17 protein-coding genes are annotated in these 22,101 nt (G+C 63.1%); 6 read left to right on the top strand and 11 right to left on the bottom strand.

What is annotated here, in order from left to right:
• Positions 1-2: 2 nt before the first annotated feature.
• From QZ497_RS17915 to QZ497_RS17890, 6 genes are all read right to left on the bottom strand, one after another.
• Positions 3-1,319: a cellulase family glycosylhydrolase gene (locus tag QZ497_RS17915; RefSeq protein WP_295477407.1), complete on the bottom strand. Its 1,317-nt coding sequence runs from the start codon at positions 1,317-1,319 to the stop codon at positions 3-5.
• 4 nt (positions 1,320-1,323) lie between these two features.
• Positions 1,324-2,502 carry a glycosyltransferase gene (locus tag QZ497_RS17910; RefSeq protein ID WP_295477405.1) on the bottom strand — a complete coding sequence of 393 codons (1,179 nt, stop codon included), beginning with the start codon at positions 2,500-2,502 and terminating at the stop codon, positions 1,324-1,326.
• Entirely contained in the window at positions 2,502-4,493 is a 1,992-nt protein-coding gene (locus tag QZ497_RS17905) for an exopolysaccharide transport family protein (protein ID WP_295477403.1), read from the bottom strand. The genes QZ497_RS17910 and QZ497_RS17905 overlap by 1 nt, the downstream gene beginning before the upstream one ends.
• Positions 4,494-4,510: 17 nt before the next feature.
• Entirely contained in the window at positions 4,511-5,287 is a 777-nt protein-coding gene (locus QZ497_RS17900) for a polysaccharide biosynthesis/export family protein (RefSeq protein WP_295477494.1), read from the bottom strand.
• Between the two features lie 138 nt (positions 5,288-5,425).
• Positions 5,426-6,883 (bottom strand): mannose-1-phosphate guanylyltransferase/mannose-6-phosphate isomerase, encoded by a 1,458-nt coding sequence (locus tag QZ497_RS17895; protein ID WP_295477401.1) that lies wholly within the window; start codon positions 6,881-6,883, stop codon positions 5,426-5,428.
• Entirely contained in the window at positions 6,883-8,322 is a 1,440-nt protein-coding gene (locus QZ497_RS17890) for an undecaprenyl-phosphate glucose phosphotransferase (protein WP_295477399.1), read from the bottom strand. Before QZ497_RS17890 ends, QZ497_RS17895 begins: the two co-directional genes overlap by 1 nt.
• A 470-nt stretch (positions 8,323-8,792) precedes the next feature.
• On the opposite strand from QZ497_RS17890, the gene yegS reads away from it, so the two are divergent.
• Entirely contained in the window at positions 8,793-9,725 is a 933-nt protein-coding gene (gene yegS / locus QZ497_RS17885; RefSeq protein WP_295477397.1) for a lipid kinase YegS, read from the top strand.
• On the opposite strand, the gene QZ497_RS17880 is transcribed toward yegS, so the two are convergent.
• The 3 genes from QZ497_RS17880 to QZ497_RS17870 all read right to left on the bottom strand — a co-directional run bounded on the left by QZ497_RS17880 (position 9,709) and on the right by QZ497_RS17870 (position 11,894).
• On the bottom strand, positions 9,709-10,368 hold the full coding sequence (locus QZ497_RS17880) for a response regulator transcription factor (protein ID WP_295477394.1): 660 nt from the start codon (positions 10,366-10,368) through the stop codon (positions 9,709-9,711). The genes yegS and QZ497_RS17880 overlap by 17 nt on opposite strands.
• 2 nt (positions 10,369-10,370) lie before the next feature.
• Complete coding sequence (locus QZ497_RS17875; protein WP_295477392.1) at positions 10,371-11,264, bottom strand: histidine kinase; 894 nt, start codon at positions 11,262-11,264, stop codon at positions 10,371-10,373.
• Positions 11,265-11,480: 216 nt separating this feature from the next.
• Complete coding sequence (locus QZ497_RS17870; RefSeq protein ID WP_295477391.1) at positions 11,481-11,894, bottom strand: hypothetical protein; 414 nt, start codon at positions 11,892-11,894, stop codon at positions 11,481-11,483.
• Between the two features lie 562 nt (positions 11,895-12,456).
• Here QZ497_RS17870 and QZ497_RS17865 point away from each other — a divergent pair.
• Together QZ497_RS17865 and QZ497_RS17860 are read left to right on the top strand one after the other, a co-directional pair.
• Positions 12,457-13,386, top strand: coding sequence for a chemotaxis protein CheV (locus tag QZ497_RS17865; protein ID WP_295477389.1), 930 nt, complete (start codon positions 12,457-12,459; stop codon positions 13,384-13,386).
• Between the two features lie 52 nt (positions 13,387-13,438).
• Positions 13,439-14,248: an MOSC domain-containing protein gene (locus tag QZ497_RS17860; RefSeq protein WP_295477387.1), complete on the top strand. Its 810-nt coding sequence runs from the start codon at positions 13,439-13,441 to the stop codon at positions 14,246-14,248.
• Between the two features lie 50 nt (positions 14,249-14,298).
• Here the strand turns inward: QZ497_RS17860 and QZ497_RS17855 are convergent, their stop codons facing one another.
• Positions 14,299-16,227 (bottom strand): transglycosylase SLT domain-containing protein, encoded by a 1,929-nt coding sequence (locus tag QZ497_RS17855; RefSeq protein ID WP_295477385.1) that lies wholly within the window; start codon positions 16,225-16,227, stop codon positions 14,299-14,301.
• A 191-nt stretch (positions 16,228-16,418) separates the two neighbouring features.
• On the opposite strand from QZ497_RS17855, the gene QZ497_RS17850 reads away from it, so the two are divergent.
• A complete protein-coding gene (locus tag QZ497_RS17850) occupies positions 16,419-18,338 on the top strand; it encodes an ATP-binding cassette domain-containing protein (protein ID WP_295477383.1) in 1,920 nt (639 codons plus the stop codon).
• A 42-nt stretch (positions 18,339-18,380) separates the two neighbouring features.
• Here QZ497_RS17850 and QZ497_RS17845 read toward each other — a convergent pair whose 3' ends face one another.
• Complete coding sequence (locus QZ497_RS17845) at positions 18,381-18,821, bottom strand: universal stress protein (protein WP_295477382.1); 441 nt, start codon at positions 18,819-18,821, stop codon at positions 18,381-18,383.
• 113 nt (positions 18,822-18,934) lie between these two features.
• Here QZ497_RS17845 and QZ497_RS17840 point away from each other — a divergent pair, with 113 nt between their 5' ends.
• Both QZ497_RS17840 and fadB read left to right on the top strand, forming a co-directional pair.
• Entirely contained in the window at positions 18,935-19,378 is a 444-nt protein-coding gene (locus QZ497_RS17840) for a hypothetical protein (protein WP_295477380.1), read from the top strand.
• Between the two features lie 551 nt (positions 19,379-19,929).
• On the top strand, positions 19,930-22,095 hold the full coding sequence (gene fadB, locus QZ497_RS17835) for a fatty acid oxidation complex subunit alpha FadB (RefSeq protein ID WP_295477378.1): 2,166 nt from the start codon (positions 19,930-19,932) through the stop codon (positions 22,093-22,095).
• Positions 22,096-22,101: the final 6 nt, after the last annotated feature.

Here is a 22,101-nt window from a genome sequence, read left to right as displayed (position 1 = left end):
GCTCAGGGCTTCCATTCCAGAATCTGCAGCGTCGGCTTGAGCGCCAGGGTCACGCCCGCGGCGTTGGACAGGGTCGAGCGCGTGCCGTCCAGCGGGTCGTGCAGCACCGCTTCGCTGATGCGTGGAAAGGTCAGCGAGCGGCCTGCCGCGCTCCAGAACATCAGCAGGTTGCTGCCGTCCGGGCGCTTCCACGACACCGCGTACAGGTCCCGGGGCACGCTGCTCACCGCCGGCGGCTCGCTCGGCAGCAGGCGCGGGCCGGTGACGTTGAGGAAATTCTGCAGGGCCAGGTACACCGGCTTGGCGTTGCCCTGCAGGTCCACCAGCCCGTAGCCCTGGTCCCTGGGGGTGGCGCGCTCGTCCAGGTCGTTGAGGTTGAACAGGAAGATGCGCTGATAGTCCATGGTGCTCATCAGGGCCAGGCGCCGCAGGGTGTAGTCGGCCTGGCCGCGCTGGCCGATGATTTCCTGCATTTCCTTGGGCCCGGCATAGCTCGACCAGCCCCATTCGGTGGCCCATACCTGCCTGACCCCGGCGTCGTGGAGCATCTTGTTCATGGCATTGCCGCGTACCAGGAAGTCGCGGTCGGCTGGCGAGTCGCCTTCTGGGTATTCGGAGTAGGGGTGGTAGGCGGCGACGATGTCCTGCTGGCCCAGGCCGCCGTCCACCAGGCTCTGCAGCATGTAGCCGGGCTTGTCATGCAGTTGGCTGTAATAGGCCATGCCGGCGGTGGCCACCGGCTTGCCGGGCACGGCAGCACGGATGGCGTCGGCGGTGACCTTGAGCAGCCGGCCGTAGCCCTGCGGGTCGGCCTCGGGTCGCCAGACGATGTTGGGTTCGTTCCACACCTGCCAGGTGTTCACCTGAGGGTAGCGTTTGGCCAGGTCGGCCATGCGCGCCGCGAACTGCTCGAAGTCCTTGGGCGGGTATTGGTCGCGCCCCTCGACATTGGCCGCAGCGCTGCTGGCAAAAGGCGCCGAACCGACCAGATAGGCCAGCACTTGGTAGCCGCGACGGTTCATTTCCGCCATTGCAGCGTCCACGGGCTCGAGCTTCAGCTTGTCCTTTTCCGGTTCGATGAGCGGCCAGTGCAGGGTCAGGCGTATCCACGCCAGGCCCAGTTGGTCGAGGGCGTCCATCTGCCGCTGGTAGACCTCGGGACTGAAGTAGGCGAACTGTGCGTTGACCCCGAGAAAGTCCTTCCATACCACCTCGTGCGTACCCTTGAGCACGGTCTCGGCGGCGACCGGCGTGGCGCTGGCCAGCCCCAGGGTCAGCCAGGCGGCGCCCAGCCATGCGCTGTAACGGTGGTTTTTCATCGCATCACCTCGTCTGGCAGGCTTGGGTGAACATGTCGCGGAAACGTTCTGCGGTACGGCTCCACTGTCTGGCCTGGCCCAACTGCGCGGCACAGGCTGCCCACTGTTCGGCCTGTTGCGGCTCGCTGCAGATGCGTGCCAGGGTCTGGGTCAGCGCCGCGACGTCACCCTGTGGGTAGAGCGTGCCGTTGCCGTGGGAGACTTCCTCGGCAAACGAGCGGGCGTCGGAGGTGATCACCCCGCGCCCGCAGGCCACCGCCCAGGACAGCGCGCCGCTGGTGCCGCGCAGTTGGCCGAGAATCTTCAGCTTGCTCGACTCACGGTAGGGCAGGACCATCACGTGGTGTGCCTGGATGACCTGGGCAATCTGGTCGGCGGGCAGGTCGAGCTGCCAGTCGATCAGGTCGGTCAGGCCCAGCTGGCGCATGCGCTGGCGCAGCTCATCGAGGTAGCTGCCCTTGGCGCCGAAGGCCATTTCCGGTTCGCTGCCGCCGGCCAGGGTCAGGCGTACCCGCGAACGCAGTTGCGGATGGCTGACGAACAGCGCCGCCAGGGCGTCGAGCAGGTCTTCGATGCCCTTGCCCCGGTAGATGAAACCGAAATACAGCAGGCGCAACGGTTGCAGCGGCGGCAGCGGCGCAGGCGGGATTTCCAGGTTGCCATGGTTGATCACCACCATCTGCTCGTCGCGCAGGCCCATGCGCTGGCGCAGGCTCTGGCTGCCGGCCCGGGTCAGGGTCACCAGGCGCGTCATGCCACGCGCCAGTTGGCGCTCTTCACGCAGGCACAGCGGGTCGGCCAGCACCGTCGCGGCCTCCGGCGCCGGCGAAGGCAGACGGCTGGCCAGCGACAGCGGCCAGGGCAGTTTTTCCAGGCGCCAGACCAGCCGCTCGGGGTCGTGCACGGTGGCGGTCAGCGGCAAGTGCGCAAAGCGCTCGCGCAGAGCCTGCAGGGCACGAAACTCGGCAAGCCGCCCGCCACCCAGCTCGGCATGCACCAGGTCGATGCCGGTCCAGTCGTGGCTGGCCACCCGCTGTCGGGCCAGCGCCGGGTCGTTGCCAACGCCCTGCAACGGCGTGAGCACTTCCACGTCCAGCGCCTGCAGGGCGTTGCGCAGGTGGCCGGCGTAGTCGGCGATACCGTTCTGCTCCGGTGGTAGCGGGGCGACCAGGGCGATACGCATCAGCCGTGACTCCGAATACGCTTGAAGAATTTCAGTACTTTCTCGGGGACCTCGAAGCGGCGCCGGTTGATGATGATGCCGTCGACATGCTTGAACGCCGTGGTCAGGGTCGCCAAGGCGTCTTCGAGCATCGGTACGGTGGTCTGTTCGGCGCGCACCACCAGCACGATCAGGTCGGCTTCGCGCAGCAGCACGAAGGCTCTGTCATTGGCGTACAAGCCGGAGGCATCGATCATCGCGATCTCGCCGGGCAGCGCCGGGCCAGGACCCTCGGTACGCACGGTATGGCCATGCTCGCGGAGCATGTCGGCCAATTTGCTGATCACGAAGGTCACGCCCTCGCCCTTGTGCGCCGAGGTGAAGCCCAGCGCCAACCCTTCCTGCGCCACCTGCTCCAGCGGCAGGATGCCGTAAAGGCGGTGCAGGTTGGAGGTGAAGGCCGCCATACGCTCCTGGGCGCGTTCCAGGTCCGGCAGGCTGGTCCATACCGGCACACCGAAGCGGCTTTCGATCTTGTCGCCGTCATGGATGCGCTGGTCCAGCAGGTAGAAGAAGTACAGCGCCAGCAGACCCACCAGCAGGCTCAACGGTAGAGCGAGGATGATCATCAACACGCTTTTCGGGAAGACCCGGCTCGGGTTGAAGGTGGCTTCTTCGATCAGCGCGATGTTGCTGATCTGGCTGTTGTCCAGCTCGCGGTCGATGCGCGCTTTCTCCAGGCTGTCGGTGTACAGCGCATAGCTCTTCTCGGCGGCGTCCAGCTCGTTCTGCAGGCGCGACAGCTCAGGCTCGAGGCTCAATGCCAGTTGCCGGTCCTTTTCCAGTTGCAGCAGTTGTGCGTCCTGCTCGGCCAGTTGCGTCTGCAAGCGGGCGAAGCTGGCCTGCTGGTCGGCGTAGACGTTCTGCATGCGGTTGTAGATCGGGTTGGGGGTGATGCTTTCCGAACGCTGGATGGTCGCGTCCTGCTCCTTGAGCAGGCGCTTGAGGTTGTCGATTTCTTCGCTGATCGCACGCACCGGCGGCGCACTGTCCTTGAACGAGCGACGCATTTCCTGGCGCTCGACTTCCTTGCCGTTGATGCGGTTCTGCAGGTCCTGGCGGTTGGGGTTCAAGGCCAGTTCCCGGCCTGCCGACACGGTCTTGGGCTGGGTGGCCAACTGTTTCTTGAGGGTTTCCAGGCCCGCCTTGGTCGAGGCGATGGCGCGCACGGTATTGTTGCGCTCGGTCCGCAGGTCGTTGAGGCCCTGCGAGGTATCGGCCAGGCGCTGGGCGATGCTGACCGCGCCCAACTGGTTGAGGTAGGCCTGGATCTGTTTCTTGTAGGCCAGGATATTGCCTGCGGTTTCCTTCACCTCGGTATCGAAGAAGGTGTACAGGCTGATGCGTCCCAGGGTCTTGGTACGTTGCAGCTGGTATTCCTCGATCCAGTGGCGCAGTACGTCCTGGGCCACCGCTGGGTCGTCCCAGGTAAAGGTCAGCTCCATCACCGAAGAGCCAGGGTCATGCCGGACCTTGAAGCCCTTCTCCAGATTTTCGGCCAGGCGCTCGACCTGCGAACGGCGCTCCACCAGGCCGATCAGTTCCATGAACCGATGCCCGGTGTCGAGCACCGCGTACACCGAACTCTTGAGCAGGTTCTTTACGCTGGTGAGGAAACCGCCTTCCTGTTGCGCCTCGGACATCTTCGCCAGGTAGCGCTCGGCGACCGTGCGAGTGATCGGCCGACCGGTGAGCATGCGCTCTTCATCCAGCAGCGGGTCGCGCAGGGCGCTGGGCACCACGATGGCCTGGCGGTTGGACAGTTCGATCGGCACCGTGCTGCTGTCCCGACCGGGCTTGACCAGCAGCAGGGCGGTGGATTCGTAACGGTTGGGCAACAGGAACGCGCCGAGAACGACGATGACGAAGGTCACCATCACCGTGACCTGCACTTCGCGCTTGAAGATGAAGAACAGGCGCAGCAGGTCGCGAAAGGAACGGATGTTGATCATGTCTGATTCCCTGACGGTTAATTGTTGTTGCGCAACTCGTAGTTCAAGCCCAGGCCGATCGACTTCGCGAAGGGGATCAGCTGGTTGAAGTACAGGTTGACACCGTCGACCTTGTTACCGACCGAGGATTTGGGAACGAAGACCACATCGCCGCGCTGTAGCCACACCGGGCCGCGCGGGGCCTGGGCAGACGCCCACAGGAACTTGCTGTAGTCGAACAGGTAGGTCTTGTACAGACCGTTGTCTTCCAGGCGCAGCAGGGCAACCTGGCGGGCATCGGCATCCGGGGCCACGCCGCCGGCGCCGACGATGGCCTGGTCCAGGGTGGTGGCCACGCTCACTGGCAGCGACGCCGAATTGCGCACCGCGCCACCGACGAACACGGTGTTGCCCGGTGCCTGGGAGATGTTGATGGTCAGGGCGGTCTCGCGGTACACGTCCTCCAGGCGGGTCTGCAACTGTCGGGTCAGCTCCGGCACGGTCAGGCCGGCGGCCTGCACAGTGCCAATGTACGGATACGAGAAGGTCCCGTCGTTAAGCACCTGGAACAGCGTCAGCTCGTAGATCGAGTTGGCCGTGAACGCAGAGATGCTCGGTGATTCGCCGGTATTGCGTACGATGCGCAAGGTGTCGCCGGCGCGGATCTTTTGCGCCGGCAGCGGTTTGCCTTCCAGCTGCCGCCCGGCGGAGCGAGCGGCGTCGACCACGGCCTGGTCTTCAGGAAGCCCGACCCGGGCTGGGGTGTTGCATGCGCTCAGCAGCAGCAGGCTGGCCGCCAGCAGCACGCTCTTGATGAGCCCTGAACTTCTCTGTTGCATGAGTACAGCTCCCTGACGGGGAAAAACGATCATGCCGGCCTGAAAGGCCGATTCCATTTCTGCAACCCGGCTCCCGTGCCATGTGGCGCGGGAGCCGCTATCCAACCGCCAGGGTCAGGCCTTGCTGGCCTGGGCCGGCACTCGTCCGTAAATGTCGGTGAAGCGCACGATGTCGTCTTCACCCAGGTACTCGCCGCTCTGTACCTCGATCATCACCAGGTCGATAACTCCCGGGTTGACCAGGCGGTGGGTATGCCCAGGCTTGATGAAGGTCGACTCGTTGGTGTCGAGCATGAACTCACGGTCACCGTTGGTCACCTGCGCCATGCCGCTGACCACGATCCAGTGTTCGCTGCGGTGATGGTGCATCTGCAGTGACAGCGAGGCCTGGGGATGCACGACGATGCGCTTGATCTTGAAGCGCTTGCCTTCCTCCAGCACCGTGTAGGTGCCCCACGGGCGGGTCACGGTACGGTGCAGCCGGTAGGCTTCGTGGTCCTGGCGCTTGAGTTCCTGGGCGATCAGCTTGACGTCCTGGCTGCGCTCGCCATCGGCGACCAGCAGGGCATCGGGAGTGTCGATGATGATCAGGTTGTCCAGGCCCACTGCACCGACCAGACGCTTGGGCGAGTCGATGTAGCAGTTGTGCACGTCGTGCAGCACCGTCTGGCCGTTGCACTGGTTGCCGTTGCTGTCGGCGGGGGTCAGTTCGCGCAGGGCCTGCCACGAGCCGATATCGCTCCAGCCCAGCTGGCAGGGCACGACGGCGACCTTGGCCGAACGTTCCATCAGGGCATAGTCGATGGAGATGTCCGGCACCTGGGCGAACAGTTCGTTGTCCAGTTCCACCTGCAGTTCGTTGTTGCCTTCCTTGCTGGTGCTCCTGTCCAGGCAAGCACTGACCGCTTCCAACACATCGGGAGCGTGTGCCTGCAGCTCGGCCAGTACCACATCGGCGCGCAGGCAGAACATGCCGGCATTCCACAGATGCAGGCCGCCATCCACATAGGTCTGGGCGGTGGCCGCATCGGGTTTTTCGACGAAGCGCGCCACCTGGTAACCGTCGCCGTTCAGCGCCTGGCCCTTCTCGATGTAGCCGAAACCGGTTTCAGCCTTGTGCGGCAGGATGCCGAAGGTCACCAGCCAGCCCTGTTCGGCGAGCTGGCGGGCGCTGGCGACTGCGTTCTGGAACGCGTCCGTGTCGGCGATCAGGTGATCGGCCGGAAGGATCAGCAGCTGGGTATCGGCGCCGTACAGCCGCGCTACATGCAGGGCCGCAGCGGCAATCGCCGGCGCCGTGTTGCGCCCCATCGGTTCGAGGATGAAGTCCAGCTTCGTACGATTCTTGTTCAGGGTGCGGTAGTCATCCACCGTGCGGAAGTACACTTCGCGGTTGGTGACCGTGAGCAGGCGGCCTACGCCAGGCAGGCCGTTGGCGCGGTTGAAGGTCTTCTGGAGCAGGCTTTCACCGTCGGGAAGGCGCATGAACGGCTTGGGCATGGCTTCGCGAGAGACTGGCCAGAGTCGGGTGCCGGAACCGCCGGCGACGATGCAGGGGATGAGGGTGCTCATCAATAGACCTCTCGGTTGAGTAGCACTGCCGGAACAGTGCGCAGGAGGATGTAGAGATCGAACCAGACGGACCAGTTTTCTATGTACTCAAGATCGAGTTCGACGCGCTTCTCGATTTTTTCCACGGTGTCTGTCTCACCCCGGTAGCCCTTGATCTGCGCCAGCCCCGTGATACCCGGCTTGACGCGATGGCGTGAGGTGTACTCCTTCACCGCTTGCTCGAAGAGAATGCCGGCCGCTTTGGTCGCCGTGGCATGCGGACGCGGGCCAACCATCGACATGGTGCCGACCGCCACGTTGAACAGCTGTGGCAGCTCGTCCAGGCTGGTCTTGCGGATGAAGCGCCCGACCCGCGTGACCCTGGCGTCGTGGCGGGTGGTCTGTTTTTCCGCCGTGGCATCGGCTTGGTGCTGGTGCATGGAGCGGAACTTGAACACTTCGATGAGGCGATTGTTGTAGCCGTAGCGCTTCTGCCGGAACAGCACAGGTCCCTTCGAATCCAGCTTGATGGCCAGGGCGATCAGCAGCATCAGGGGCGACAGGGCCAGGATCGCCAGGGAGGACAGTACAATGTCTTCGGCGCGCTTGATGAACGGCGACCAGCCGTTGAGCGGCACGTCCGAGGCGTTGAACATCGGCAGTTTGGCGACTTCGGTGATGCGGTTATGGGTGTGCCGGAAGGCGATCATGTCTGGCACCAGCAGCACCGTGACTGGCAGGCGGCGCAATTCGCGGATGATGTAATCCATGCGGTTTTCCGCCGTCCAGGGCAGGGCGACCAGCACTTGGGTGATCTTGTCCTCGCGGATCAGTCGCTCCAGGTCGCCGGTGTTGCCCAGCAGCGGCAGGTTGGCGACCGTCTTGGGCATGCGGCCAATCCGGTCGTCGATGAAACCGATCACCCCGGAGCGGATATCCTGGTGCTCGACCAGATACTCGGCCAGGCGCAGACCGTTCTCGGTGGCACCGAGAATCACCGCCGTCTGCAGGAACACGCCCTTTTTCATCTGGCGCTTGAACATCAGCAGCATCGCAAGGCGCAGCACACACAGCAGACCCAGGGTGGCGAAGAACCAGATCAGCAGCTGTTCCGGTGTGAAGAATCTCAGGACGCCCATGAAGTACTGCAGCATCATCAGCAGGCCGAAGGCGGCGATCCAGGCGAAGAGGATCATGCGCAGGCGCAGCGAATTGCTGAACAGCGCCTCGGAGTACACCCCCAGGGCCTGGAAAATCAGCACGCTGAGCCCGCCATAGAGCAGGAGAACGCCGACCTGGCTCCGGTCGACCGCGTCGATGCCGGTCACCGGGTCCAACGCCAGCAATACCAGCCCGGGAAGGATGCAGGCCAGGCCATGAGCCAGACGAATGCCCAGCAGAAAATACTCCACCAGGCTGGTGCGGGTCAGAGAAAGGCTGTCAACGGGCTGCAACCGCATGCTGTTCGCTCACTGCTTCAAATCCATGTTTACGGGTTGCTCCATGCTCGCCTGGGACTCTGCCTTGAAGTGTCAGAAAAATACCGTTGTGTTTTTCTATCGCTAAGGTGTCGTTTTATTGACGTCGCGTGGGGTTTTTGACACAGGCTTGCCGAAGCCTCCTGCATCGTTGCCTTATCGGCATGTCAGATGAGTCCTTGATTCTATTCAGAAACAATCATGTCAGGATTTTTTGTCAGTAAAGCCCATGCAACAGAAAAGCGGGAGTACGGCGGCGAGGTTTTTTCACCGCGCGGATCGCTTCGGCGCGCCGTAATGGCTGTTTGCCTAGTGTCTGCGGGCGTCACGCAGCATCACCCTTGACGAAAAAAGTTTGCAAGCGACGAGCGATTTTCCTTCTGGCGGGGTCATAGCCTGAACCGGGCCGCCTGCGACAAGGGATGGCGAGCGAATGACGATAGGGGAGTGTCATGGCAAAACGCAGGGCGATTCTGATTCTTCATGGCAAGCAGTCGCTCAACGAGCAGGTACGCGAAGCGGTGCTGCGCAAACGCGAACAGGGCTGGGAGCTGGAGGTGCGCCTGACCTGGGAAGCCGGTGATGCGCAGCGCTTGGTGAGTGAGGCGCTGGCCGCCGGGCATCGGCAGATCGTCGCCGGCGGCGGCGACGGCAGCTTGCGGGATATCGCCGAGGCCCTGGCGATGAGCGAGGTCGGTGGCGAGCCGCCGAGCCTGGCCATTCTGCCGCTGGGCACGGCCAACGATTTCGCCCGGGCCGCCGGGGTTCCCCTGGAGGTCGACGAAGCGCTTGACCTGCTCGATGTGCCCCCGCGTGCCGTGGATCTCGGCGCCGCCGATGGCCGTTTGTTCCTGAACATGGCCACGGGCGGGTTTGGCAGCCAGGTGACCGCCAATACGTCGGAAGACCTCAAGAAAGTCCTGGGTGGCGCGGCGTACCTGTTTACCGGCCTGTCGCGTTTCAGCGAGCTGCATTCGGCGTATGGCGAGTTGAGCGGACCGGATTTTCACTGGAGCGGCGAACTGCTGGCGTTGGGCATCGGCAACGGCCGGCAGGCCGGCGGCGGGCATGTCTTGTGCCCCGGTGCGCTGGCCGATGACGGCTTGCTGGACATCAGTATCCTGCCTGCACCACAGGAGCTGGTGGGAACCCTGAAGGGGCTGCTGGCCGGCGGGCTGGGCATCGAGAACATGTTCGTGCGTGCCCGCCTGCCGTGGGTCGAGCTGAAGTCTGCGCAGGGGCTGGATATCAACCTCGATGGTGAGCCGCTGTCGTGCCAGCAGCTGCGTTTCGAGGCCAGGCCGGCGGCGCTGCGTCTGCATCTGCCGGCCAGTTCACCCTTGCTGGGTGGCAGTGAAACGCCCTGGCTCAGTCGTCCAGACTGATGATCCGCTCGCGCACGCAGTACAGCACCAGCCCGGCGATATCGTAGATCTGCAGACGTTTCATGATCTGCGCACGATGGGTTTCCACGGTCTTGACCGACAGGTCCAGGCCATTGGCGATTTCCCGGGTGGACTTGCCGCGCACGATCAGGCGCAGGATTTCCAGCTGGCGGGCGGTCAGGTTGTGCGGTCGTTGCGTTGCAGCGGTGGCGGCTTGAGTGCTGCCCAGGGCCTGGTTGATCACCGTGTGGGCGATGGCCGGGCTGATGTAACGCTCACCATTGACCAGGGCACGCAGTGCCTGTTCCAGCTCGATGAGCGAAGTGTCCTTGAGCAGGTAGCCGTGCGCGCCGCCCTTGAGGGCGCGCATGATCAGCTCCGGGTCGGTGTGCATCGACAGGATCAGCACCTTGCTCTGCGGGCGCACCAGCAGCAGTTGGCGCAGGGCGTCCAGGCCGTTGGTCTGCTTCATGGAGATGTCCAGCAGGATGATGTCTGGCTGCAGCCGCAACGCCAGGTCGCTCAGGGCTTTGCCATCGTCAGCCTCGCCGATCACGCTGAAGCCTGGTATCTCGGCGACCAGGGCGCGAATGCCGGCGCGGATCAGTGAGTGGTCGTCGATCAGAAGTAATGTGCAGGTCATGTTCAGGTCTTGTCAGGGCAGGCACGTTGCTGGCTGCGCGGTGGCCAGGGCAGCAGTACGCTGATTCGCGTGCCATGGCCTGGCGCCGTGTCCAGTTGCCAGGTGCCGCCTTGCAGGGTGGCGCGTTCGTGCATGCCGGCCAGGCCTCGCAGGCCCAGCTCCGCCGGGTTGCCCTGCAGCTCGAAGCCTTTGCCGTCATCGTGGATTTCCAGGCTCAGCCCCGCGGCCAGGCGCTTGATGCGCACCAGCAGGTTGCTGGCCTGGGCGTGGCGCAACATGTTGGTCACCGCCTCCTGGGTGATGCGGAAGGCGGCCACGGCCATGTCGTTGGGCAGGCCATTGAGCGACTGGTTGCACTCCAGGGTCCAGCAGACCCTGTTGTCGGCGAGATGACGTACCAGATGCATGCGCAGGCTGGCTTCCAGGCCCAGGCTGTGCAGTTGCCGCGGATTGAGAATGGCCGACAGGTCGCGGACCTTGTCCAAGGTTTCCTCGAGGGTTTCCCCCAATTGCCGACAGGGCTCTTGGCAATCGGCCGGCAGGCGGCGTTGCAGGTGGTCGAACTGCAGGCGCGCGGCGGTGAGCATCTGGCCGATGTCGTCATGCAGCTCGCGGCTCAGGCGTTGGCGTTCGCTTTCCTGAACCTGCAGCATGCATTCGGCCAGTTCCCGAGGTGCCAAGCGGATCACGCGTCGGCTCCGTTCGTGAATCAGCCAGACGCTGCCGATGCTCAGCAGGTTGACGGCCACGAAGGCCCATGCCGCTGCCTGGGCACTGATGAACAACGCCAGGTTGCAAAGGATCGAGACAAGACAGACTGCACCGAAAAGACGGCCTGTGTTGTCGTTCGACGGTTGGAGTGCAAGGCTGCGCAGTGATGCGGTGGATGAGTTCATCGACGTGCCATGGCTGATCATCAGGTGACTTCGACGGGTCGGTCGTCTATGGCCGGCACGCTCGTCGGTTCAATGCGCTGCTCATGAATTTCTACGGTCGCCAATCTTACCTGACGCCTTGCCTAAAGGAAGGTCACCCTGGGCGTTGGCCCGGCAGACCGGGCCACAGACCGGGTATGGCCGGTGCCGCCCAGCGCATTCCGACCGGCGAGGGAATCAGGGGTCGGTGGCGTGCTGGCTGATCGCTGGAGCCAGGCGCTCGAGCAGCTCCTGCTGTTCGCCGTCATCCATCGGCAGCTCGCCGGTGCCCGGGTCGATCAGCTCCAGTTGCCAGGCCAGCAGGGCGAGACAGGACCTGATGATCGAGCGCGCCTCGCCACCCAGGCAGCCGCCGTGTGCGGCGTCGAGGCAGCCATGCAGTTGTTCGGCAAGCGCTGCCATGGCCGGGGCCGACGCTTGTCGAGCGTGGTTTCCCAGACGCTGCAGGCTGTTCTGCAGGCCCAAAACGGCGTCTTCGTCGTCGCCGATCATTTCCAGGTGGGCGAGGCATTCCTCGCAACGGTTCAGCAGGGTCTGGGACTCGAACATGAACGAGTCGTATTGCAGTGGCCAGTCTTGGCTGTTCAGCATCCTTGATCTCCGTGCCTCATGGTTTGCTCAGGCAGAGTGCTCTCGGCGAATGCCAGACAGTTAATGTCGATTTCATGGGGAAGTCTGTAGGTCGCTTCCGAATATTTTCGGTACGACCTGAATGCTCTGACGGCAAGGCTGTTTAGTGGCCCACGAAGCTTGGAAAGTTGACAGAAGGTCGGAGATAGACGGTCCGCTCCGGCGATGCATTGCCGCCGGAGCGTGAAAGAAGGCCGCGTGGCCTGTGAGAGATTCAACCGCCTGACTCCATTCATGAAACGCGAATGGTGTCACAATAATAGCTATTGAATAGTGCGAATATCAGGTTGGCCCTGATACGGGCTCAGGGCTACCCCTAATACCGGTTTGCCGATACCTGATGAGATGCGCTGCGGGCGAGCGTTATATCTCGCCTGGACAGTTGGAAAGATGTCGCCAGTAAAGCATGATGTTACTGTGATATCAATGGCGGCCGGCGTGACGCAGATTAAGGTCTTGACGCCGGCGGCCGATATAACAAAAGGCAGACATCTCGTCATCACGCTTCAGGAGTTCTACTTAAATGGCCGGCATTCTCGACACAGTTGATCAGCGTACCCAGTTGGTGGGCGAGAACCGCCTGGAAATCCTCATGTTCCGCCTGGCCGGTCGTCAGTTGTTCGCGATCAACGTGTTCAAGGTCCAGGAAGTCCTGCAACTGCCCAAGCTGACGCTCATGCCGCAGCGGCACTCGTTCGTGTGTGGTGTGGTCAACCTGCGGGGCCAGACCCTGCCGGTGATCGACCTGTCCCAGGCCATCGGCATGCGCCCGCTGGTGCCGGGGCCGAACAGCACCATCATCGTCACCGAGTACAACCGTTCGGTGCAGGCGTTCCTGGTGGGCGGTGTGGACCGCATCATCAACATGAACTGGGACGCCATCATGCCACCGCCGACCAGCGCCGGTCGCCAGCATTATCTGACCGCGATCAGCAAGGTCGATGACCAGTTGGTGGAAATCATCGACGTCGAGAAGGTGCTTGCCGAGATCGTGCCTTACAACGCGCGGGTTTCTACGGAAAAGCTCAAGGATCCGATACTGGAGCACGCCAAGGGGTTGGAAATCCTGCTGGTCGACGACTCCAAGGTGGCGCTCAGTCAGCTGCGCGATACCCTGTCGCAGCTTGGCATCAAGCTGCACACCGCCAGCGATGGCCTCAAGGGCCTGAACATGCTCAAGGCCTGGGCCGACACCGGCGTGGACATGAACGAGAAACTGCTGATGGTCTTCACCGATGCGGAAATGCCCGAAATGGACGGCTACCGACTGACCACCGAGATCCGCAACGACCCGCGCCTGAAGGGGCTCTACGTGGTGCTGCATACGTCGCTGTCGGGCAGCTTCAACGAGTCGATGGTGAAGAAGGTCGGTTGCGACAATTTCCTTTCCAAGTTCCAGCCAGACAAGCTGGTGGATGTCGTTCGCGAGCGTTTGCAGATGGTGTTCGGCTGACGTCTGTGTAAGCTGTGGCCTGACTTTCTGTGGCACTCGAGGAAAACAGGCCATGTTGCAGCTCAGCGCGCTTTACCGTTACCCGCTCAAATCCTGCAAGCCGGAAATTCTGCAAAGCGCCATGCTCGATGCGCTGGGGCTTTCCGGCGACCGCCGCTGGATGCTGGTGGATGCGGTCACAGGGCGCTTCCTCACTCAGCGTGCCCTGCCGCACATGTCGCAGCTCTCCGTGCTGTGGAACGCCAGTGGCGGCATCACGCTGGCCGCTCCGGGTTTCCAACCGCTCGACGTCGCCGTGCCCGAAGACCATGCTGCCAACCTGCGCGGCGTGACCGTATGGCGCGACACCCTGATGGTGCCGGATGCCGGTGACGCGGCCGCCGAGTGGGCCAGTGCCTTCATCGGCAAGCCCACCCGCATGGTGCATGTGCCCGAGGCACGGGCGCGCTGGTTGCCCGACGGTTACGGCACGGTGCAGGACAAGGTCGGCTTCGCTGATGGCTTTCCGCTGTTGCTGATCGGCCAAGGCTCGCTGGATGACCTGTCGGCGCGCATCGGTCGCCCCCAGGAGATGCTGCGTTTTCGCCCCAACCTGGTGGTCAGCGGCGCCGAACCCTATGCCGAAGACGGCTGGAAGCGCATCCGCATCGGCGGTGTGGAGTTGCGCGTGCTCAAGGCCTGTTCGCGCTGCATCCTCACCACCATCGATCCAGCCACCGGCCAGCGCAGTGCCGACCGCGAGCCGCTCAATACGCTCAAGGGCTACCGCCTGAAAGACAACGAAATCCTGTTTGGCCAGAACCTGGTCAATGATGGGGAAGGGCGACTGGAAGTCGGGATGCCGGTCGAAGTGCTCGAGTAGCAGGTCCGGGCCAGCCGGGCGGGTGCGCAATGCGCCCGCCCGGATGAAACTCAGAGGTCGTCGAAGAAGCGCTCGTGCCAATCCACCAGTGGCTGGGGATTGTTGAGCTTCTGGCCGTAGATCACCGCGTAGGACAGCACGTTCTGCACGTATTGGCGGGTTTCGTCGAACGGAATGCTCTCGACCCAGACATCGAAGCCCAGGTGGTTGGCGCCCTTGAGCCATTGGCGCACGCGGCCGGCGCCAGCGTTGTAGGCCGCCGAGGCCAGGACGCGGTTGCCGTTGAACTGGCCGTGGACCTGGCTGAGGTAGGCCGCACCGAGCTGGATGTTGGTTTCCGGGTTGAATACCTGCTGTGGCGAGGCCAGTGGAATGCTGAACTTGCGCGCGGTTTCCTTGGCGGTCGCCGGCATCAGCTGCATCAGGCCACTGGCGCCCACGCCAGAGCGGGCGTCATCCATGAAGGCGCTTTCCTGCCGGGTAATGGCGAATACCCAACTCGAATGCAGGCCGCGGACCTTGGCTTCACGGACCAGGGTGTCGCGATAGGCCATGGGGAACCGGATGTCCAGGTCGTCCCAGTACTGCGCCTGGCTGATGGTACGGATTGCCGGAAAGTACCATTTCATGTCGTAGGCCAGCTTGGCCTGGGCGACCATCTCGTCGCGGTTGAAGTGACGGCTGACGTGATACCACTCGCGGCGGCCGTCGACGATTTCGCCACGGGCGTGGAATTCCAGGGCGCGGCGAATGCCCGGCGTGTTGCGTACCTTGTTGATGACCGCCTGGCTCAGCACCAGCGGCTTGTTGTTGAGCTGGTAGGCGCTCTGGGTACGGTCGGCGGCCAGGAAGCCGTAGAAGTCGCGCTCCTTGGCCACGTCCTTGTACAGGCTGGGGATCAGCGGGTTGCCCGGCTGCGCCAGTTCCAGGGCGCGTGCTTCCCAGTAGCGCCAGCGGTTGGTCTTGGCCAGGTCCGGTGGCAGGCGGCGCGCCAGGTCGTAGGCCTCCTGCCAGCGGCCCAGGCGCAGCAGCAGGCGCATGCGCCATTCACTGACCGTGTCGTCGCGCAGCTGCGGGTCATAGCGGGTCATGATTTCCAGCGCGCGGTCGTCGTAGCGACGTGCGAGGGTCAGGCCGATTTCCTTGGCGATCTCGACCTTTTCTTCATTGGAAAAGTGCAGGGTCGTCGCGTAGCCGTCGAGCATCGACAGCGCCTTTTGCGGATCCTGGCGGGCCAGACGCCGCAGGCCCAGGCCGACCACATCGGACATCGCTTCGTCGACCGGGCGGAATTGCGCCGGGTTGTTGAGCATTTCCGGCTTCTGAGCCACCTGTAGCAGCAGTTTGCCTTGGGGCGCCATGGAGTTGAGGCTGTTGACCAGGCTGGTGGCCAGGCTGTAGTTGCGCGCCTGGGCGGCCAGCTTGGCGCGCTGCCAGCGCTTCTGCTCGGTGAGCTGCCCGGCGGCGGCCCACTGGGCGAAAAAGGCGTCGCAGGAGTCGGGCAGGCTCTTGCTGGTCATCCACAGTTTTTCGGCGCTGGCGTAGGCTTCGGCACGCTGGCCGTTGTTGATCTGGTACTGGCCGTACAGGCAGTCCAGTTCGGTGAAGTTCATCTTCGGATCGTAGTAGCGGACGAAGGTCGCCCAGTCGCCGCGTTCGGCCAGCCAGCGCAGCCAGCGCAGTTTCATCCAGTTGGCCTGGGGCAGGTCGCCGTGCTCGGCGAGAAATTTCTCGATCTCGACGTTGCTGGCGCTCTTGAGGCGGGCGGTCAGTTCGTCGTATTCGAGGTAGGGCTGCAGGGGATAGTCGGCCAGTGCCGCGCTGTTGCGCAGGTACGGACCGGTATCGCCCTTGGCCAGGGCGCTCTTGGCTTCGTCGTAGAGTTTGCGCTGTTGGGTGATGTCCACCGCCTGGACCTGCGTGGCGGCGGTGACGGAGAGGAGCAGGCAGGATACAAGGCTGAGCAAACGACCGCGCATGAGACTTCCGGGCTGTTGAGTCGTGAAAATGCCGTTAGCTTAGCCTTTTGCCACCTTGGGTTGAAAGCGTTGCGGCGCTCTGCGACTCACCTGGAAATAATTGATCCCCGCCTGCCAGACCGTTTCACCGCCATGCCGGACAGCGCCGCCTCATCTCGGGTAGAATGCGCGCCCGGTTTTTGGAGAAGCTCATGACCCTGCTCAAATTCAGCGATGTGTCCCTCGCCTTCGGCGCCATGCCGTTGCTGGACAAGGTGTCCTGGCAGATCGCCCGCGGCGAACGCGTCTGCATCATCGGCCGTAACGGCACAGGCAAGTCCAGCATGTTGAAGCTCGTCAGGGGCGTGCAGAAGCCCGACGACGGCAGCATCTGGCGTGCGCCGGGGCTGAAGATCGGCGAACTGCCGCAAGAGTTGCCGCTGGCCGACGAACGTACGGTGTTCGATGTCGTGGCTGAGGGGCTGGACGGTGTCGGATCGCTGCTCGCCGAATATCACCACCTGGCGCAGAACTGCGTCACCGAGGACGACCTCACCCAACTGATGAATGTCCAGCAAGCGCTGGAAGCCCGTGATGGCTGGCGCCTGCAGCAGGTGGTGGAGAGCACCCTGAGCCGCCTGCAGCTGCCGGCCGACAAGACCCTGGCCGAGCTGTCCGGTGGCTGGCGCCGCCGCGTGCTGCTGGCCCAGGCGCTGGTCTGCGAGCCTGACCTGCTGCTGCTCGACGAGCCGACCAACCACCTGGACATCGGCGCCATCGCCTGGCTCGAAGAAGCGCTCAAGGATTTCCAGGGCGCGGTGCTGTTCATCACCCACGACCGGGCATTCCTGCAGAGCCTGGCGACGCGCATTCTGGAACTGGATCGCGGCGGCCTGATCGACTGGAACGGCGACTACGCCAGCTTCCTGGTGCACAAGGAAGCCATGCTGGCCGCCGAAGAAACCGCCAACGCGTTGTTCGACAAGCGCCTGGCCCAGGAAGAGGTGTGGATTCGCCAGGGCATCAAGGCCCGGCGGACCCGTAACGAAGGCCGGGTGCGGGCGCTCAAGGCGTTGCGCGTGGAGCGCAGCGAGCGCCGCGAGCGCACCGGCAAGGCGAACATCCAGATCGAAGCGGCCGACAAGTCCGGCAAGCAGGTCATCGTCCTGGAAAACGTGAGTTTCGCCCACCCTGGTGGCCCGCAGCTGGTCAAGGATTTCTCCATGGTCCTGCAGCGCGAGGACCGCATTGGCCTGCTGGGCGCCAACGGCACCGGCAAGACCACCCTGCTCAAGCTGATGCTGGGCGACCTGGAGCCCACCGAGGGCAAGGTGCAGACCGGTACGCGCCTGGAAGTGGCCTATTTCGACCAGTTGCGTCATCAGCTGGATGTAGAAAAGACCGTCATCGACAACATTTCCGAGGGCCGGGATTTCATCGAGATCGATGGTCAGAACCGCCACGTGTTGAGCTACCTGGGCGATTTCCTGTTCAGCCCGCAGCGTGCCCGGACGCCGGTCAAGGCGCTGTCTGGCGGCGAGCGGGCACGTCTGTTGCTGGCCAAGCTGTTCAGCAAGCCGGCCAACCTGCTGGTGCTCGACGAGCCAACCAACGATCTGGACGTGGAAACCCTCGAGCTGCTCGAAGAGGTGCTGTCGAACTACAAGGGTACGGTGCTGATGGTCAGCCACGACCGGGCCTTCCTGGACAACGTGGTGACCAGCACCCTGGTGTTCGAGGGCGAGGGCCGGGTTCGCGAATACGTCGGTGGCTACCAGGACTGGCTGCGTCAGGGCGGCTCGCCGCGCCTGCTTGGTGTTACCGACAGTAAATCGGGTAAGGCCGAGCTCAATAGCGCGGTGGTGGAAAAACCGGCGCAGGCACCTGCGCCGGCGCCTGCCGCAGCATCGGCGAAGAAAAAGCTCAGTTACAAGGAGCAGCGTGAGCTGGAAGCCTTGCCTGGGCAGATCGAAGAGGCAGAGACCCGCCTGGCGGCGCTGAGCGAGGAAATTGCCCAGCCAGCCTTCTACCAGCGACCCTCCACGGAGGTCACGGCGGTGTTGGCGCAGGTCGAGAAAATGCAGGCCGAGCTGGACGTGCTGCTGGAGCGCTGGGCGGAACTGGACGACTGATGGGCAAGCCCGCAGCGGCAAGCGTCGCTGCGGGCTTGTGAGTTACTCAGGTTTCTTCAGGCGTACCGCCAGCACGTCGCAGGGGGCGCCGTGCAGGACGTCGTTGGCGGTGGAGCCGAGCAGCAGCGCCAGGCCATGGCGGCCATGGCTGCCGACCACGATCAGGTCGCATTGCTTGTCCTTGGCCAGCTGGTGAATCTCCTGGCGCGGCTGACCGTAGACCAGGTGGCTTTCGCCGGCCTTGATGTCCGGGTACTTCTCCTTGAGGCGCTGGAGCTTTTCCTTGGCCTGGTCGATCTGTTGCTGTTGCAGTTGTGACAGGTCCATGGGGACATCGCCGCCAAAGGCCATGGCCATGGGTTCGACGATGTGCACCATCGACAAGGTCGCGCCGCTGCTCTCGGCCAGCAGGCGGGCACGCTTGATGACCGGATCGCATTCATCGGTCAGGTCTATGGCGACCAGAATGTGTTGATACGGCATGAGAGTATCCTCCGGAACAATGCGTCGTAGCCAGTATGGCCCTTTCGTGCCCGTCTGGGCAGGTCCTGTTGACGGCCGTTCATTAATGATTGTTGTAGGGCGGGGCAAGGAATATGACGGGCTGGATCATTCTGTCAATCATTTGTGTGATGCTCAGCCCGCTGGTGTGGATGCTGCCATCGCGCAAGCAGAGCGGAAGGATGGCCTTGCGCCTTGAGGCGCGGCGCCTGGGAATGGGCATGCAGCTGGCGCGGGCGCAGTGGCCGCACTGGCTGGACCCGCAGCCCCCGGCCAGTTGTGCGCAGTACCACCGGCAGCGCAGCTCCGGCCTTACGGCGGGCTGGGAATACTGGCAGAACGGTGCGGGCAACTGGGTCAATCGCTGGCGCGAGCCTTGTAACGACGAGTCGATGCTGGCCGTGCTGCGCAACCTGCCTGCCGATGTGTACAAGATCGAGGCTGACGGGCGGATGGTTTCGCTGTATTGGGGGGAGCGCGGTGACGCGCAAGTGTTGCAGCATATTAATGAAGCGCTTCAGGCGCTGGCGGCCCGCTGAACGGTGCCCATAAAAAAGCCCGATAGCGATATCGGGCCGGGGGTGGCCAGGCAGGCCGGTAATGCAGGGCGGGCGGCGCAACGCCGCCTGGCTGTCGAGCGAAGTGCTCGAAGACGATGAGCAGGACTCTAGCTGCTTTGCTCTGTTTTGTCGCTTTTTTTCCGACTGATTGTTCTGGTGAACCACGATGGTGCGCAGGCAGGGTGTGAAGTTTCGCCCATACTTCGCCCTGTTGTGCGTGGGCGTACGCCAATCAGACGCTCTGCAACGGGTTCAGGCGGTCCAGGCTGACCTATGGCCGAAGCACCCTATTCAACGGAGGGGGTGGTCAATTGACAATTGCCTGCTTTTCCATGAATGTGTGCGTACCCAAGTCAAACGGTTGTATGAATTGAGCGTTTGGTGTCAGATCAGTCTGACAGAATTCTGACTGCCACGTCGGCGGCGGGCCTGTGATTTGGCGTATTCAATGACGGCGACGTCGTGGTCTCGTCGGATGTTGGTAATGTCCGATGTGTATTGTTCAGCTTCCATATCGTGGAGATCAGTTGATGATTTACGAAGGTAAAGCCATCACGGTTAAGGCTCTTGAAGGTGGCATCGTCGAATTGAATTTCGATCTCAAGGGTGAGTCCGTCAACAAGTTCAACCGCCTCACCCTCGAGGAACTGCGTCAGGTGGTCGACACCCTCAAGGCCGACAGCTCGGTCAAGGGCGTGATCGTCACCAGTGGCAAGGACGTCTTCATCGTCGGCGCCGATATCACCGAGTTCGTCGACAATTTCAAACTGCCCGATGCCGAACTGGTAGCGGGCAACCTGCAGGCCAACCGCATTTTCAGTGATTTCGAAGACCTCGGCGTGCCCACCGTGGCGGCGATCAACGGCATCGCGCTTGGCGGTGGCCTGGAGATGTGCCTGGCGGCAGATTACCGCGTCATGGCCGCAGGCGCGAAGATCGGCCTGCCCGAAGTCAAGCTGGGCATCTACCCCGGCTTCGGCGGTACCGTCCGCCTGCCGCGCCTGATCGGCGCCGACAACGCCATCGAGTGGATCGCCTCCGGCAAGGAGAATGCGGCCGAGGACGCGTTGAAGGTCGGTGCTGTGGATGCCGTGGTCGCCCCCGACAAGCTGCAGGCCGCTGCACTGGACCTGGTGAAGCGGGCTATCTCTGGAGAATTCGACTTCAAGGCAAAGCGCCAGCCAAAGCTGGAGAAGCTCAAGCTCAACGCCATCGAACAGATGATGGCCTTCGAGACCGCCAAGGGCTTCGTCGCCGGTCAGGCCGGCCCCAATTATCCGGCGCCTGTCGAGGCCATCAAGACCATCCAGAAAGCCGCCAGTTTCGGTCGCGACAAGGCGCTGGAGATCGAGGCCGCCGGCTTCGTCAAGATGGCCAAGACCTCTGCGGCGCAGAGCCTCATTGGCCTGTTCCTCAACGACCAGGAACTCAAGCGCAAGGCCAAGGCCTACGACGCACAGGCTCGTGATGTGCACCAGGCCGCAGTGCTGGGTGCCGGCATCATGGGCGGCGGCATCGCCTACCAGTCCGCCGTCAAGGGTACGCCGATCCTGATGAAGGACATCCGCGAGGAGGCCGTGCAACTGGGCCTGAACGAGGCGTCCAAACTGCTGGGCAATCGTGTCGAGAAGGGGCGCCTGACCCCGGCGAAGATGGCCGAGGCGCTGAATGCCATCCGTCCGACCCTGTCCTATGGTGATTTCGGCCATGTCGACTTGGTGGTCGAGGCCGTAGTCGAAAATCCCAAGGTCAAGCAGGCGGTGCTTGCCGAAGTCGAGGAGCAGGTGGGCGAGAACACCATCCTGGCGTCCAACACCTCGACAATCTCCATCAGCCTGCTGGCCAAGGCCCTCAAGCGCCCGGAAAACTTCGTCGGCATGCACTTCTTCAACCCGGTGCACATGATGCCGCTGGTGGAAGTGATCCGTGGCGAGAAGTCCAGTGAAGAGGCCGTGGCCACGACCGTCGCCTACGCCAAGAAAATGGGCAAGAACCCGATCGTGGTCAACGATTGCCCGGGCTTTCTGGTCAACCGCGTACTGTTCCCTTACTTCGGCGGCTTCGCCAAGCTGGTCAGCGCCGGTGTGGACTTCGTGCGCATCGACAAGGTCATGGAGAAGTTCGGTTGGCCCATGGGCCCGGCTTATCTTATGGACGTGGTCGGTATCGACACCGGTCATCATGGTCGCGACGTCATGGCCGAAGGCTTTCCCGATCGCATGAAGGACGAGCGCCGCTCGGCCATCGATGCCCTGTATGAGGCCAAGCGTCTGGGCCAGAAGAACGGCAAGGGTTTCTACGCCTACGAGACCGACAAGAAGGGCAAGCCGAAGAAGGTTTTCGACCCGCAGGTTCTCGATGTGCTCAAGCCGATCATCTTCGAACAGCGCGAGCTGAGCGACGAAGACATCATCAACTGGATGATGGTCCCGCTGTGCCTGGAGACCGTGCGCTGCCTGGAAGATGGCATCGTCGAGACGGCGGCCGAAGCCGACATGGGTCTGATCTACGGCATCGGTTTCCCTCCGTTCCGGGGTGGTGCGCTGCGCTACATCGACTCCATTGGTGTAGCCGAATTCGTCGCCCTGGCCGATCGTTATGCCGAACTGGGTGCCCTGTATGAACCGACCGCGAAACTGCGTGAAATGGCCCGCAATGGCCAGAGTTTCTTCGGTCAAGCGCCAGTCAAGGAGTAAGCATCC

The organism is uncultured Pseudomonas sp. (genome assembly GCF_913777995.1).
In the GTDB taxonomy this organism is placed as follows: domain Bacteria; phylum Pseudomonadota; class Gammaproteobacteria; order Pseudomonadales; family Pseudomonadaceae; genus Aquipseudomonas.
The sequence above is the reverse complement of the archived record's forward strand: the minus strand, read 5'-3'. Positions and strand labels throughout refer to the sequence as shown.